The organism is Modicisalibacter muralis (assembly GCF_900102945.1).
GTDB lineage: Bacteria > Pseudomonadota > Gammaproteobacteria > Pseudomonadales > Halomonadaceae > Modicisalibacter > Modicisalibacter muralis.
In genome coordinates this window covers 204,884-219,390 of sequence record NZ_FNGI01000006.1, presented here as the reverse complement: position 1 = coordinate 219,390, position 14,507 = coordinate 204,884, and the positions used below count along the sequence as shown (strand labels likewise).

General features: G+C 62.4%; 12 protein-coding genes and 4 tRNA genes. 7 read left to right on the top strand and 9 right to left on the bottom strand.

The window, feature by feature from the left end:
• Window positions 1-31: 31 nt before the first annotated feature.
• Window positions 32-448, top strand: coding sequence for a septal ring lytic transglycosylase RlpA family protein (locus tag BLR92_RS12165; protein WP_089728907.1), 417 nt, complete (start codon window positions 32-34; stop codon window positions 446-448).
• 82 nt (window positions 449-530) lie between these two features.
• Here BLR92_RS12165 and BLR92_RS12160 read toward each other — a convergent pair whose 3' ends face one another.
• The 4 genes from BLR92_RS12160 to betI all read right to left on the bottom strand — a co-directional run bounded on the left by BLR92_RS12160 (window position 531) and on the right by betI (window position 7,038).
• The gene (locus BLR92_RS12160) at window positions 531-2,981 is read right to left on the bottom strand and encodes an acyl-CoA dehydrogenase (RefSeq protein WP_089728905.1); all 2,451 of its coding nucleotides are present in this window, start codon (window positions 2,979-2,981) and stop codon (window positions 531-533) included.
• Window positions 2,982-3,209: 228 nt separating this feature from the next.
• On the bottom strand, window positions 3,210-4,892 hold the full coding sequence (gene betA / locus BLR92_RS12155) for a choline dehydrogenase (RefSeq protein ID WP_089728903.1): 1,683 nt from the start codon (window positions 4,890-4,892) through the stop codon (window positions 3,210-3,212).
• Window positions 4,893-4,961: 69 nt separating this feature from the next.
• On the bottom strand, window positions 4,962-6,431 hold the full coding sequence (gene betB / locus BLR92_RS12150) for a betaine-aldehyde dehydrogenase (RefSeq protein WP_089728901.1): 1,470 nt from the start codon (window positions 6,429-6,431) through the stop codon (window positions 4,962-4,964).
• Window positions 6,391-7,038: a transcriptional regulator BetI gene (gene betI, locus BLR92_RS12145; protein ID WP_175488798.1), complete on the bottom strand. Its 648-nt coding sequence runs from the start codon at window positions 7,036-7,038 to the stop codon at window positions 6,391-6,393. Before betI ends, betB begins: the two co-directional genes overlap by 41 nt.
• A gap of 248 nt (window positions 7,039-7,286) precedes the next feature.
• Between betI and BLR92_RS12140 the strand changes: the two genes are divergently transcribed.
• The 5 genes from BLR92_RS12140 to BLR92_RS12120 all read left to right on the top strand — a co-directional run bounded on the left by BLR92_RS12140 (window position 7,287) and on the right by BLR92_RS12120 (window position 8,802).
• Complete coding sequence (locus BLR92_RS12140) at window positions 7,287-8,189, top strand: choline ABC transporter substrate-binding protein (RefSeq protein ID WP_370659224.1); 903 nt, start codon at window positions 7,287-7,289, stop codon at window positions 8,187-8,189.
• A 99-nt stretch (window positions 8,190-8,288) separates the two neighbouring features.
• Window positions 8,289-8,365 (top strand) — tRNA-Met (locus BLR92_RS12135).
• A 153-nt stretch (window positions 8,366-8,518) separates the two neighbouring features.
• Window positions 8,519-8,594 (top strand) — tRNA-Asn (locus BLR92_RS12130).
• A gap of 28 nt (window positions 8,595-8,622) precedes the next feature.
• Window positions 8,623-8,698 (top strand) — tRNA-Asn (locus tag BLR92_RS12125).
• A gap of 28 nt (window positions 8,699-8,726) precedes the next feature.
• Window positions 8,727-8,802 (top strand) — tRNA-Asn (locus tag BLR92_RS12120).
• A gap of 24 nt (window positions 8,803-8,826) precedes the next feature.
• Here BLR92_RS12120 and BLR92_RS12115 read toward each other — a convergent pair.
• Window positions 8,827-9,519, bottom strand: a complete 693-nt coding sequence (locus BLR92_RS12115; RefSeq protein WP_245704195.1) for a Vgb family protein — start codon at window positions 9,517-9,519, stop codon at window positions 8,827-8,829.
• A gap of 1 nt (window position 9,520) precedes the next feature.
• Window positions 9,521-10,741, bottom strand: a complete 1,221-nt coding sequence (locus tag BLR92_RS12110; protein WP_089728893.1) for a helix-turn-helix domain-containing protein — start codon at window positions 10,739-10,741, stop codon at window positions 9,521-9,523.
• Between the two features lie 84 nt (window positions 10,742-10,825).
• Here BLR92_RS12110 and BLR92_RS12105 point away from each other — a divergent pair, with 84 nt between their 5' ends.
• The gene (locus BLR92_RS12105) at window positions 10,826-11,605 is read left to right on the top strand and encodes a DUF899 domain-containing protein (RefSeq protein ID WP_245704194.1); all 780 of its coding nucleotides are present in this window, start codon (window positions 10,826-10,828) and stop codon (window positions 11,603-11,605) included.
• A 358-nt stretch (window positions 11,606-11,963) separates the two neighbouring features.
• Here BLR92_RS12105 and BLR92_RS12095 read toward each other — a convergent pair whose 3' ends face one another.
• From BLR92_RS12095 to BLR92_RS12085, 3 genes are read right to left on the bottom strand one after another with little or no spacing between them, the layout of a single operon-like run.
• Window positions 11,964-12,227 carry a cytochrome C oxidase subunit IV family protein gene (locus BLR92_RS12095; protein ID WP_089728889.1) on the bottom strand — a complete coding sequence of 88 codons (264 nt, stop codon included), beginning with the start codon at window positions 12,225-12,227 and terminating at the stop codon, window positions 11,964-11,966.
• Window positions 12,224-12,886 carry a cytochrome c oxidase subunit 3 gene (locus BLR92_RS12090; RefSeq protein ID WP_089728961.1) on the bottom strand — a complete coding sequence of 221 codons (663 nt, stop codon included), beginning with the start codon at window positions 12,884-12,886 and terminating at the stop codon, window positions 12,224-12,226. The genes BLR92_RS12095 and BLR92_RS12090 overlap by 4 nt, the downstream gene beginning before the upstream one ends.
• Entirely contained in the window at window positions 12,861-14,474 is a 1,614-nt protein-coding gene (locus tag BLR92_RS12085) for a cytochrome c oxidase subunit I (protein ID WP_089728887.1), read from the bottom strand. Before BLR92_RS12085 ends, BLR92_RS12090 begins: the two co-directional genes overlap by 26 nt.
• Between the last annotated feature and the right edge of the window lie 33 nt (window positions 14,475-14,507).

Here is a 14,507-nt window from a genome sequence, read left to right as displayed (position 1 = left end):
TTTTGCAAGAAACCGGTAAGGAAACATGTGCATGATCAGGGAAATGTCACCACAGCGTTGGGCGATGGCGATACTGACGATAACCACCGTCGGGTTGCTTGCGGGTTGCGCGGGAACGCCTACCGCGTCATCGCCGTCGTCTGCCGCGTTGTCATCGTTCGACCAACGCGGTCAGGCTTCCTACTACAGCGATGCCTACCAAGGCGAGCAGACCGCCAGTGGCGAGCGCTACGACCGCAACGCAATGACCGCGGCGCACCCCTCATTACCGTTCGGGACTCGAGTGCGAGTCACCAACCTCGACAATGGCTGCGATGTTTCCGTGCGCATCAACGATCGTGGGCCTTATACCTCGGGACGCATCATCGATCTTTCCTATCAAGCCGCAGAGCAGTTGGGGATGATTCGTAGCGGAACGGCGCCGGTTGCGGTGGAGGTAATGAATTAACGTTGACTTGGAAAAGGTTGCCTTGTAGAAACGCATCGCCCCGGCCATCCAGGCCGGGGCGATTGCATTGGCAAAGATGCTGTCAGGCGGCGTCGTGCCAGACCACCTTGCCTTTCTCGGTGGCGAAGGCGTCGAAGGGGAAGTCGTCGACGCTGAGCATTTCCAGTACCTCGGCCTCGAAGCGACGCATGAAGACGGCATCTTCCTCGTTGACCAAACCGGCATCCAACGCGGCTTCCAGACGCTGCTCGGGGTGCAGGGCCTCGGCGGGCAACGTGCCCTTGGCATAGGCCTTGTTGATGGCGCGATAGATCGGCTCGGCCCGGCCGTACTCGGCGAGCAGCGCGTTGTAGCGCGCCAGCGGATTGTCCTGCTCGCCTTCCTGGTGAGTGTTCCAGGTATTGGCGATCAGTTTGTGGCGCAACGGCGTATCGCTGGAAATCGCCTCGGCAATCTCGCGGGTGAGAGCGTCTTCGGGTTTTTTCCACTTGCGGCCCAGGGGCATGACCACCGCCGCCAGGGTTTTGCCCAGCGCGCGATTGGGCAGGTTGTCGAGTAGCTCGACCAATGCCTGCTCGGCGCGGAACAACAGCGTGCGGCAACTATAGTGCAGCAGCGCGGCCTCGTGTTCGACGTTATCCCCGGCGTGCCACTGCTTGAGCACCATTGAGGTCAGGTACAGATTGGACAGCACGTCGCCGAGGCGCGCCGAGAGCATTTCGCGCTTCTTGAGGGTGGAGCCGAGACTGGCCATGGCGGCATCGGCGCACAGCCCGAAGGCGGCCGAGAGGCGCGCTACATCCTTGGCGTAGGGCGCGGCGACTTCATCGAACGGCACGCTGGGCTTGGCGATGCCCAGGCCCAGGGTGAAGGCGCGAGCGGCGTTGCCGAAAATCAGCCCGGCGTGGCTGAAGAAGGCCTTGTCGAAGGCGCGGGCATCGTTGGCGTCCTTGGCGGCCAGCTCTTCCAGCACGTAAGGATGACAGCGAATCGCCCCCTGACCGAAGATCATCAGGTTGCGGGTCATGATGTTGGCGCCTTCGACGGTGATTGATACCGGCACGGCGCTCCAGGCCTGGCCGAGGTAGTTGCGCGGGCCCAGGGTGACGGCGCGGCCGCCGTGAACATCCATGGCATCGGCCAGGATGCTGCGCTGGAACTCGGTCAACTGGCTCTTGAGAATCGCCGACGGCACGGAGGGCTTCTCGCCGTGGTCGATCAGGTTGGCGGTCTGCATGACCGCCGCCTGAGCGATGTAGGCATGCGCGGTGAGGCGTGCCAGCGGTTCCTGCACGCCCTCCATGTCGGCCACCGGCATGTTGAACTGGCGGCGAATGCGGGCGAAGCCACCGGCCCAGCCGATGGCATAGCGACCCACGCCGGAGGCGCCGGAGGGCAGGGTGATGCAGCGGCCTACCGACAGGCACTCGACCAGCATGCGCCAGCCCTGGCCGGCCATGTCCGGACCGCCGATGATGTAGTCGAGCGGGATGAATACGTCCTTGCCGACGATGGGGCCGTTCATGAACGGGCTACCGATCGGATGATGGCGGCGACCGATTTCCATGCCCTCGGTGTCGCGGGGGATCAGCGCGCAGGTGATGCCACGGTCGGCTTCGTCGCCGAGCAGGTTATCGGGATCGAACATGCGAAATGCCAGGCCGACCACCGTGGCGATCGGCGCCAGGGTGATCCAGCGTTTCTCGAAGGTCAGGCGCAGGCCGAGAACTTCTTCGTCGTTGTGCATGCCACGGCAAACGATGCCGACATCGGGCAGGGACGTAGCGTCGCTCCCCGCGCGCGGGCCGGTCAGGCCGAAGCAGGGGATCTCGCGACCGTCGGCCAGCCGCGGCAGGTAATAATCCTTCTGCTCCTCGGTACCGTATTTGAGCAGCAACTCGCCTGGCCCCAATGAATTGGGCACGCCCACCGAGATCATCAGCGTTTCGTCGACGACCAGCTTCTGAAGCACCGCCGATTGCGCCTTGGCCGAAAAGCCCAGGCCGCCATATTGCTTGGGAATGATCATGCCGAAGAAGCCTTCCTTCTTTAGGTATTCCCATAGCGCCTCGGGCAGGTCGGCGCGCTCGCGCGAGATCTCCCAGCTATTGCACATGGCGGCCGCAACCGAGCATTGGTGCTCGACGAAGGCACGCTCCTCTTCACTCAAGCCGTCATCGCGGTAATCGAGCAGGCGCTGCCACTGTGGCTTGCCCGAGAACAGCTCACCGTCCCAGGATACGGTGCCGGCTTCCAGCGCCGAGCGCTCGGTGTCGGAGACCTTGGGCGCGGCATCCTGAAAGAGCGCGAAGACGCGTGGCGAGAGCCAGGCTCGACGCAGCGCCGGCACGCCGCACGCGGCCACCACGGCGGCGCCAATCAACAGGATGATGCCCAACAGCGGGGCGCCGAACAGCAGGCCGACGATGCCAAGCACCGCCAGTACGCCCAGCGCCGCGTAGGCGCCGGCTTCGCGGCGCATCATCGCCAGCAGGCCGGCGATGGCCAGCACGATCAGGATGAGTTGCAACATGGAGGTCTCCGTGGTCGATCAACAGCGTTAGGCAATTTCGAACACTTGTTTGAATTCTCAAAGATAGTTCATTTGTTGCCGGTTGACCAGCACCGCGTGACTAGCTTTTCGTGCATTGTGGCGATAGTGCGCGGGGACGATGCAAATAAGCAAACGATGCACAAAAAAGACCCCGCGATAGCGGGGCCAAGGGGAAAGTCGAGGCAAGAAGAGCCTAGTCGCCGAAGGTCAGGTTGTAACGACGTCGCGGGCGGGCGCATTGCCGGCCACGTAGTAGGGCACATCGGCTTTGGGCAACGGCTCGCGGCCACGCACCTTGTCGGCTATTTTCTCGGCGATCATGATCGTCGGCGCGTTGAGGTTGCCGGTCGCGATCAGCGGCATGATCGAGGCGTCGATCACGCGCAACCCCTCCAGGCCATGTACGCGGCCGGCGCCATCGACCACGGCCATGTCGTCAGAGCCCATCTTGCAGGAGCCGGCGGGATGGTAGGCCGTTTCGGCATGCTGCCTGACGAATTCGTCGAGTTCGGCGTCGGTTCGTACGTCTGGCCCCGGCGAGACCTCGCGCCCGCGATAGGCATCCATCGCCGGTTGGGCGATGATTTCGCGGGTAATACGGATGGCGTCGCGGAATTCCTGCCAGTCCTTCTCGTCGGCCATGTAGTTGAACAGGATGCTTGGCGCGGCGTTGGGGTGGCGCGAGGTGAGGCGAATGCGTCCACGGCTCACCGAACGCATCGAGCCGACATGGGCCTGGAAACCATGCGCCTGGACCGCGCTCTTGCCGTTATAGCTGATGGCGATCGGCAGGAAGTGATATTGCAGGTTGGGCCACTCCTCGGCGTCGTGGGTGCGGATGAAGCCGGCCGCCTCGAACTGGTTGCTGGCGCCGATACCCTTGCCGAAGAACAGCCACTCGGCGCCGATTTTCGGCTGGTTATACCACTTGAGCGCTGGATACAGCGAGATGGGCTTCTTGCATTCGTACTGGATGTACATCTCCAGGTGGTCCTGGAGGTTCTCGCCGACGCCGGGCAATCCATGCACCACCGGGATGTCGAACTCGGCCAGATGCTCGGGGTTGCCGACGCCCGAGCGCAGCAGGATCTGCGGCGAGGCGATGGCGCCGCCGCAGAGCAGCACTTCTCGACGCGCACGAACCTCTTGCGCCTGCCCTTGGCGTGCATAGGCCACGCCGATGGCGCGCTTGCCCTCGAACAGGATACGATCGGTCACGGCGTGGGTTTCGATGGTCAGGTTGGAACGGCCCTTGGCGATATCCAGGTAGCCCCGCGCGGTGGAGGCGCGCCGCCCGTTGGGCGTAGTGGTGCGATCCATCGGCCCGAAGCCTTCCTGCTGGTAGCCGTTGACGTCGTCGGTGGCTGGGTAGCCGGCCTCGATGCCCGCCTGAATGAAGGCGCCGTAGAGCTCGTTGTTACCCTGCTTGGGCGTGGCCACCGACACCGGGCCATCGCCGCCGTGGTAGACGTTGGGACCGATATCGCGGGTCTCGGCCTTCTTGAAGTAGGGCAGACACTCGAGATAGTTCCAGTCTTCCAGCCCCGGCGTCTTGGCCCAGTTGTCATAATCCAGCGCATTGCCGCGCAGGTAGCACATGCCGTTGATCAACGACGAGCCGCCCAGGCCCTTGCCGCGCCCACACTCCATGCGCCGCCCGTTCATGTAGGGCTCGGGATCGGTCTCGAAGGCCCAGTTGTAGCGCTTGCCCTGTAGCGGGTAGGCCAACGCGGCGGGCATCTGGGTGCGGAAATCGAAGCGATAGTCGGGGCCACCGGCTTCCAGCAGCAGCACGCTGACATCGGCGTCTTCGGTCAGCCGTGTGGCGAGCACGTTGCCGGCCGAGCCGGCGCCGATGATGATGTAATCGTATTCACGAGCCTGGTTCATTAAGGGCTCTCCTGTCTGGAATCGGGCTTGCGGGCCGCCAAGGCAGCCCCATTCAACGGGTGAGGCGTCTCAGAACGCCGACTCGAAAGGCCCCATCTCGATCTGCACGGACTTGATCTGGGTATAGTGGTCGAGCGACGAAAGGCCATTCTCGCGGCCGATGCCGGACTGCTTGTAACCGCCCACCGGCATTTCCGCCGGCGATTCGCCCCAGGTGTTGATCCAGCAGATACCGGCCTCGAGGCGCTGAATCACTCGGTGGGCGCGATTCAGCCCCTCGGTGAATAGTCCCGCCGCCAGGCCATAGTGGGTATCGTTGGCGCGGCGGATGACCTCTTCTTCGTCGTCGAATGTCAGAATCGCCATCACCGGGCCGAAGATCTCCTCGCGCACGATGCGCATGTCGTCGTCGCAATCGGTGAATACCGTGGCGGCGGCCCAGGCGCCTTTTGCGAAATCTCCCTCATCCATGCGATTACCGCCGGCGAGCAGTCGTGCGCCTTCCTGCTGACCCAGCTCCAGATACGAGAGCACCTTCTCGAGGTGTTCGAAGCTGACCAACGGGCCGAAATTGACCTCTGGATCGAGCGGATCGCCGGGCTTGATGCGTGCCACGCGCTCGGCGATCCTGGCCTCGAAGGCGTCTTTCACCGAGCGGTGCACGAACACGCGGGTGCCGTTGGTGCAGACCTGGCCGCTGGAATAGAAGTTGGCCATCATTGCCGCATCGGCGGCGCGATCCAGGTCGGCGTCGTCGAACACGATCAGCGGCGACTTGCCGCCGAGCTCCATGGTCACTTCCTTGAGCGTCGAGCCGGCGGCGGCCGACATCACCTTCTTGCCGGTGCCGACCTCGCCGGTGAAGGTGATCTTGTCGATGCCAGGGTGCCCGGTGAGCATGGCACCGACATCACCCGCGCCCTGAATCACGTTGAACACACCATCGGGCAGGCCAGCCTCGGTGAGAATCTCGGCCAGCATGAGCGTCGAGAGCGGGGTGACCTCACTGGGTTTGAAGACCACGGCGTTACCGGCGGCCAGTGCCGGGGCGCTCTTCCAGCAGGCGATCTGCAGCGGGTAGTTCCAGGCGCCGATAGCGCCGATCACGCCCAGCGGTTCGCGGCGGGTATACACGAACGATGTCTCGCGCAGCGGAATCTGCGTGCCTTCGATGGCCGGAGCGAGGCCGGCGAAGTATTCCAGCGCATCGGCGCCGGTGACGATATCCACCACGCTGGTTTCGCTGATTGGCTTGCCGGTATCCAGCGTTTCGAGGTGCGCCAATTCATCATTCCGCTCTCTCAAAAGCGCAACGGCGCGATTGAGAATGCGACCGCGCTGCATGCCGGTCATCGCCGCCCAGACTCTTTGTCCCTCGCGTGCCGATTCGACGGCACGATCGACATCGACTTGCGATGCTTGTTGAACACTGGCCAGCACGTCGCCATTGGCCGGGTTGATGGTATCGAAGGTATCGTTGGAGGTGGCATCCACCCGGTTACCGCCGATATAGAGCTGCTGGATTGCGAATGTGGCCATGGTGTCCTCCTGAATGATGTGGGCTACGCGCCAATTGCTCGTTGAGATAGTCATAGGCCAGGCGGCGCGCGCGATCGACGTCGAGACCCTCGGGAGCCAGGGCGCCGCGTAGCCACAGACCGTCGATCATCGCCGCCAGCCCCCGCGCGGCATTGCGTGCCTGCTGCCTGGGCAGGCAGCGACGGAACTGGCAGCACAGGTTCGAATACAGGCGCCGGTCATTGACCCGCTGCAGGCGTTGTAAATTGGGGCGATGCATGCTCGACGCCCAGAATGCCAGCCAGGTTTTCATCACCGACTGGCTGACCTGGCTGCGGTCGAAGTTGCCGTCGATGATCGCGCGGATGTGGGCCTGTGGGGTGTCCTCGGGCAGCGTCATCCGGCGCTGGGTCACGGTATGCCCCAGGTCACCGAGAACCTGGCGCATGGTGGCTTCGAGCAGGCCATCCTTGCCGCCGAAGTAATGACTGATGATGCCGGCGGACACGCCTGCGTGCTTGGCGATGCGCATCACCGTGGTATCGGCCAACCCAACATCGTCGATGGCTTCCATGGTGGCTTGAATAAGCTGGCGTCGGCGTATCGGTTGCATACCGAGTTTTGGCACCGGACAGTCTCCTGTACTGGGCTGCCGTGAATCACGGACCGTTGGTTGATAGTGTGCTATGTTTTTATTGAACGTTCAATCAATAAAAATTATTGTTATAGTGGAAAGCGAAACGCTCCATCGCATGAAACGATTTTATCGGATTCCCCGCTGGACTGTCTGTCCGGCGGCGAGATGATCACAGACGCAGGAGACGCCAAAAAATGAATGCCAAGACCCCCACCAAAATGATTGCCAGTGGCCTGCTGATGGCCATGGCGCCCATGGCCATGGCCGAGGTACCGCAGAGCTGCCAGACGGTGAGTTTCGCCGAAGTGGGCTGGACCGATATCACCGCGACCACCGCGCTGACCCGCGAAGTTCTGGAAGGGCTGGGCTACGAGACTACCAGCAACACGAGCTCGGTGCCGATCGCCTACGCCGGGATGAAGAACGGCGACTTCGACGTGTTCCTGGGCAACTGGATGCCGTCGATGGCATCGATCAGCGATCCCTACATCGAGAAGGGCCAGGTCGACCGTTTGAATGCCAATCTCGAAGGCGCCAAATACACCCTGGCGGTACCGCAATACGTGCATGATGCCGGTGTCACCTCGGTGGAGGACCTCGACGAGCATGCCGCCAAGTTCGACAGCAAGCTCTATGGCATCGAGGCCGGCAACGATGGCAACCTGTTGATCCAGAGCATGATCGACGATGACGCCTTCGGCCTCGGCGACTGGCAATTGATCGACTCCTCCGAAGCCGCCATGCTGGCGGAGCTCGGCGCCAAGACCGGCCGTGACGAGTGGATGGTATTTCTGGGCTGGGAACCGCACCCGATGAATACCAACTTCGATATCGCCTATCTGGCGGGTGCCGATGATTACTTCGGTCCCAACCTGGGCGGCGCCACGGTCTACACCAATACACGTGCCGGTTACGTCGATGAGTGCCCGAACGTCGGTACCTTGCTCAACAACCTCAAGTTCACCCTGGATATGGAAAACCAGATAATGGGCGCGATCATGGATGGTGGCGAACAGCCGCGTGCCGCTGCGCGTAGCTGGTTGCAGGCGCATCCTGACGTGCTCGATGGCTGGCTCGAGGGCGTCACGACCGTTAGCGGCAAGCCGGGCCTGCCGGCGGTCAAGGAGGCGCTGGATATCTGAAGCGGACGTATTCCTGACGGCGCCGGAGGTGAAAAGGCAGGGTTGCCAAGGCGATTGGCAGCGGGCATAATTCGCCCCCGTCGCGCATGATGCGGCCATGGCTACGTAGCTCAGCTGGTTAGAGCACATCACTCATAATGATGGGGTCCCCTGTTCGAATCAGGGCGTAGCCACCAGAACACCGAAGCGCCCGCCAGGCTCAGCCGTGGCGGGCGCTTTCGTTATGCCGGGTCAAGCGTATCGTTATGCGATGGAGTAGGGGCCGTAGAGCGGGTCAGCCTTGACGAATACAGCGCGATGGGTATACTACGCCGCGTGTTCAAGGATGTTCCCCGATAGCTCAGTTGGTAGAGCAAATGACTGTTAATCATTGGGTCGCAGGTTCGAGTCCTGCTCGGGGAGCCAGCATCCACGAACACCGCGTCTCGGCGATTCCCCGATAGCTCAGTTGGTAGAGCAAATGACTGTTAATCATTGGGTCGCAGGTTCGAGTCCTGCTCGGGGAGCCAGCCTCCCGCCGATACCTCACATTGTCATTCCCCGATAGCTCAGTTGGTAGAGCAAATGACTGTTAATCATTGGGTCACAGGTTCGAGTCCTGTTCGGGGAGCCATCACCTTTTTTACTTCATGGTGCGCTAGTCGCTGCTGACTGCAGAGTCTCGCCTGGGCCGGCGGACGGTTCTCACCTTGCCGCTGTTTCCGCCACCACAGAAGAACCGATCGCCACCATCGGACTCTAGCCCCGAAACGCCCACGCCAGGCGGCATTTCGAGCCTCTCCAGCACCTCTCCCGTTCGAGAATCGATCTGCCTCAATTCGCTCTCGTCACCTTCCCAGGTGCCGTGCCAGAGCTCTCCATCGACCCAGGTGACCCCGGTGACGAAGCGGTTGGACTCGATGGTGCGAAGAACCGCTCCCGTTTGGGGGTCGACTTGCTGGATCTTCCGCTCCCGATGCTGCCCCACCCAGAGCGACCCTTCGGCCCACGCTAGCCCCGAAATTCCGCCGCCGGGGGGCGTCGGGATCGTGGTCAGCACCTGGCCGGTCTGCGGGTCGATCTTCTGGATGCGATCCTCGGCGATCTGAAACAGGTATCGGCCGTCGAAGGCCGTTCCTGCATTCGCGGCGACATCGATCGAGCGTAGTGTCTTCCCGCTCGCTGGGTCGAGGGCGTTCAGCTTGTCGCCGGACGCGAACCAGATGTGCTGACCGTCATAGGTGACCCCATGCACACTATCGGCACCCGGAAAGGGGCCATGCTCATGAAGAATTTCGGCTGCTGATCGTTTCATGTCTGCATCCTTTTCACTTGGGATTGAGGCTTCCATGTTAGTCACCGGCTAGTGGAGCGGGGAGTAACAAGGTTGTCGGGAACCCCGGCACGGGTGGGGTCAGCCAACGACGAGCTCGACCGCGACCAAACGACTGCACCTTGCCTGTCGCTGCAAGTGAGTCGAGCGCGCGCTGCACGGTGCGCTGGCTGGTGCCGAGAGCAAGTGCCAAGGCCGAGCTCGACCACGACTCACCGTCGGCGAGAAGGGCGAGCAGCGCCGCATGTCGCTCTTCGACGGGCGGCGCCAGCACGACGATCTCGCGTGCGTTGAGCGCCACCAATTTGAATCCTCGCCTTGTCGCGCTTACGCCGGCCAGCATCCGAAGCTCCGCGCGGAGTCGCCCGATTTCGACCCGCAACCGCGCACGGTGCGATTCATCGCTGAATGTCGTTCGGAATGCCCGCGCGATGAGCGTGTCTCTCGCCACGTCCTTGGGCCATGCTTCGCCCAGCGTGCGTGCGAGCGCGAACAGCACGGGACGCGTTGCGAGCGAGACCGTTAAGCTTGCGCCACGCACGACATGACGGCACGCGTCCACGACGAGTGTTTTCGATGCCAGTAGCGTTTCAACTTCCTCGAGTGGAAGGAGTCGCTCCTCGTCGTGCGCAATCAGGCGTGCCGCGGGCGTGGCCAGCACGAGAGTTGCGCTTTCGACCTCTGCCATCAACGCAGGGATACCGGCATCGCGCGCGTCGTGCTCGGCTCGAGCGAGTGCAGCGCGTGCCGTCTTCGTCCGCAGGCGGCGTATCGCGAGCCCCGTAACGACCAGCTCGTGGGCGGCCCTCAACGCGGGCGGGAAGTGTGTGGGATCGAACTCGGCGAGCGTACGTTCGGCCTCGTCGAGGCGCCCGATCAGGAGCAGGCGTCGGGCTTTGAGATTCCGTGCATGCGCGGCGTTCACCCGGTCGCCGTGCTCTTCGAGTGTCACCCGCGCTATGTCGAGCGCCTTCACGGGCCAGCCGAGGTCGCGCGAGACCAGCGCGATCTCGGCCTCGGCGACGACACACCGCGCGCGGGCCACGGCCTCTTTCGGGCCGAAGGCGCGCGCCGCACTGCGCAGGAGCAGCTTCGATCGATCGAACTCGCCGAGTTGCGCCATCGCGATGCCGCGAAGCGCGAGCGCCGGCGCATCGTCGCGCAGCGCGACGCGCTTCAATGCGCCGAGGGGATCACCCGACGCCAGTGCATGCGCCGCAGCCGTGATCAGCGAGTCCATCGGAATCCCGTCACACTTGTTACTCCCACCGCTCGATGTCCAATGCATAGGCTATCTCATCACCAACGACCATTCAGGAGAAGAATGATGACGAAGCACATGATCGGGACACGTGAGGAATGGCTGGCAGCGCGGCTCGAGCTGCTCGAGGCGGAAAAGGAGCTCACGCGCCGCAGCGATGAGCTGGCGCGGCGACGTCAGGAGCTGCCGTGGGTCCGTGTCGACAAGGAATACCGATTGGAAACCGATGAAGGGAGCGCCTCGCTGGCAGACCTCTTCAGAGGGCGTTCGCAGCTCCTCGTCTACCACTTCATGTTCGGGCCTGACTACACGGCAGGGTGTCCGTCCTGTTCGGCGATCGCAGACGGGTTCGACGGCTTTGCCGTCCACCTCGAGAACCACGATGTAGCGATGAGCGCGATCTCACGCGCTCCGCTCGACAAGCTGCAGGCATTCAAACGGCGGATGGGATGGACGTTTCCCTGGGCGTCCTCACACGGCAGCGATTTCAATTTTGATTTCAGCGTGGGGTTCACCGAAGAGCAACGGCGCGAAGGGAGAGTCGAATACAACTATCGGGGCGAGGTGGCGTTTGAGTGGCGCGCGGGCCAGGAAGGTGGCGGCGAGGGAGCGGAAGCCAAGTTCGCCGCGATGAGTGGAACTGACGTGGCCACGTACCATCGAGAGAGGCCGGGTATGAGCGCGTTCGTGCTCGAGGACGGCGTCATCTACCACACCTATTCCACCTATGCGCGCGGGCTGGATGGCCTCTGGGGCATGTACCAGTGGCTCGATCGCGCGCCCAGGGGGCGCAACGAGACGGGCGCCTGGTGGCGCCACCACGACGAGTACGACGAGCGCTGAGCCAAAATAATGGATTTCGTTGGCGCAAGCGGGGGATGGGAGATATCACGACATGGTTACCGGCAGACGCGCCTGCGGCGCCATCCGTCATGAAAGCCGCACCGAGGACTCCTTCGGCGCAGCCGACTGGTTATGCCTTGCGGCCGCGCCGACGTTCGCAATCATGGCACTGCTTACGGGTGTTCTTGGTGACGGCTCGCTGGATATGCTCTGCTCAGCTGCGCACAGTACGTCGCCGCTGAGCGGAATGGTTCCGATGTACTTGCTGATGAGTGTCTTCCACTCGGCGCCCTGGCTGAGGCTGATCTCCAACTGGCGAAGCCGTCCATGGAGTCGATGAAATGGGTATCATGAAGTATTAGCGCGTCAGATAATCGGCGAGCGTCAGCACGACCAGGAAGCCCAGCCACAGCACGCCGCCCACGCCGAAGACGCGCAGCAGGGCATTGGCGTGGCGCAGTCCCATGAACAGGATGATGACCAGCGACGCCATCGCCAGCGCGCATAGCGCGACCGTGGTCCAGGCGAGCCAGCCAGCCAGCCAATGGGTCGCCGCCACGGCGCAGGCGAGCAGTGCCAGTAACGCTAGCCAGGTCAGCAGGTAAAGGCGGTAGTCGGTCATGAGCGCAGTAAATAGAGTAACGAGAAAACGACGATCCACAATACGTCGACGAAAGCCCAGTAGAGCCCGCTGATCTGGACTTGCCGCGCGATGCGGGGCGGGTCGCGCCAGCGCCATGTCAGGATGGCGATGACACTGAGTAACCCAAGGCCAACCAGCATGTGAAAACCGTGCAGGCCGGTCAGGGTGAAGTAGAAATTGAAGAATAGCTCGGCCTGCTGAGGATGCTCACCCGGATATTCGAAGGGCAGCCCGAGAACGGGCATCAGGTGGTGTTCGTATTCGTGATACCACTCATAGCCCTTGATACCGATGAATATCGCGCCTAGCGCGATGGTCGCGAGCAGCATGACCAGCGTGGCGCGCCGCCGGGTGTTATTGACCAGTTGTTCGGCGAGCGCCATGGTCAGGCCGCTGGTAAGCAACAGCGCGGTATTCAGCGAGCCGAGCATCAGATCGAGATGGCCGGCGGCGGCGGCAAAGGCCTCGCCATGGATCACTCGAAATACGATGAAGCCGGCGAAGACACCGCCGAACAATAGCAGTTCGGTGGACAGGAACAGCCACATGCCGAACAGGTTGGACTGGACCTGCTGGTCGATGTCATTGAACTGTTCGGCGACCTGCCCGGCTTCATTCAGCGGTTGGGTCGTAGGCATAGGCCGACTCCGTGACACGCGGTATGCGGTGGAAGTTGTGCTTGGTCGGCGGCGAATCGGTCCACCATTCCAGGCCCTTGGCTCGCCATGGGTTGCCGCCGGCAGCGGGCCCGAAGCGCAGCGACCAGAACAGGTAAAACAGCGGTAGTAGATAACCGATCGCCAGCACGCCCGCCCCCAGCGACGACATGACATTCAGCACCTGGAAATCGACGGGATACTCGTGGTAACGGCGTGGCATGCCCAGGTAGCCGAGGATGAACTGCGGGAAGAACGTCAGGTTGAAACCGATGAACAAGGCCAATGCCGCGACCTTGGACCACAACTCCGAGTACATCCGACCGGTCATCTTCGGCCACCAGAAGTGCAGGCCGCCGAGATAACCGGTGACCATGCCGCCGACCATGATGTAGTGAAAATGCGCGGTGACGAAGTAGGTGTCGTGAACGTGAACGTCGATGGCGATGGACGCCAGAATGATGCCGGTAAGCCCGCCAATGGTGAACAGGCCGACGAAGGATAGCGCGTAGATCATCGGTGCTGTGAAGGTGATTCGCCCCTTGTAGAGCGTGGCCGTCCAGTTGAAGGTCTTGATCGCCGAGGGCAGGGCGACCAGGAAGGTGAAGAACGAGAACATGATGCCGGCGTAGATACTCTGACCGGCGACGAACATATGATGGCCCCAGACGATGAAACCGAACACCGCGATCGACATGATCGAAATGACCATGCCGTGATAGCCGAACACCGGCTTGCGCGAGAAACAGGCGATGATCTCCGAAACCACGCCCATGCCGGGCAGGATCATGATGTAGACCGCCGGGTGCGAATAGAACCAGAACAGATGCTGGAAGAGTAGCGGGTCGCCGCCCAATGCCGGGTCGAAGATACCGATGCCGAGCAGCCGCTCGACGACGATCAGCATGAGCACGCTGGACAGCACCGGCGTTGCCAGCACCATGATCAGGCTGGTGGCATAGTTGGCCCAGACGAACAACGGCAGGCGGAACCAGCTCAGCCCGGGGGCGCGCATCTTGTGCGTGGTGACGATGAAATTCAGCCCGGTGAGAATCGACGAGAAGCCGACGATGAACACGCCTGCCGCCGCCGCGATCACCGCGCTATTGCTGAACATCGTCGAGTAGGGGGTATAGAAGGTCCAGCCGGTATCGACGCCACCACCGATCACCGCCGCCAGTGTGAACAGCCCACCCAGGGTGTAGATATACCACGACAGCAAATTGAGCCGGGGAAACGCCAGGTCCCTGGCGCCGACCATCATCGGTATCAGGAAATTGCCGAGCGTGGCGGGAATCGAGGGAATCAGGAAGAACCACACCATCACGATGCCGTGCAGCGAGAATAGCTGGTTATAGGTATCGGCGCTGACCAGGTCGCCGGGTGGCGTGATCAACTCGAGACGGATAAGCAGCGCGGCGGTACCACCGAGGAAGAAAAACGCCGTGATCGATGCCAGATACAGCCAGGCGATGCGCTTGTGATCGGTGGTTAGCAGCCAGTCGCGCAGACGGAAGCCTTCGCTGAGATAGTGCTCGCGAGGCCAGCGTGGGTCCGTGGCTACGCTCATGGCTTTCTCCCTTCGCTCATGGCTCTTGGCCCG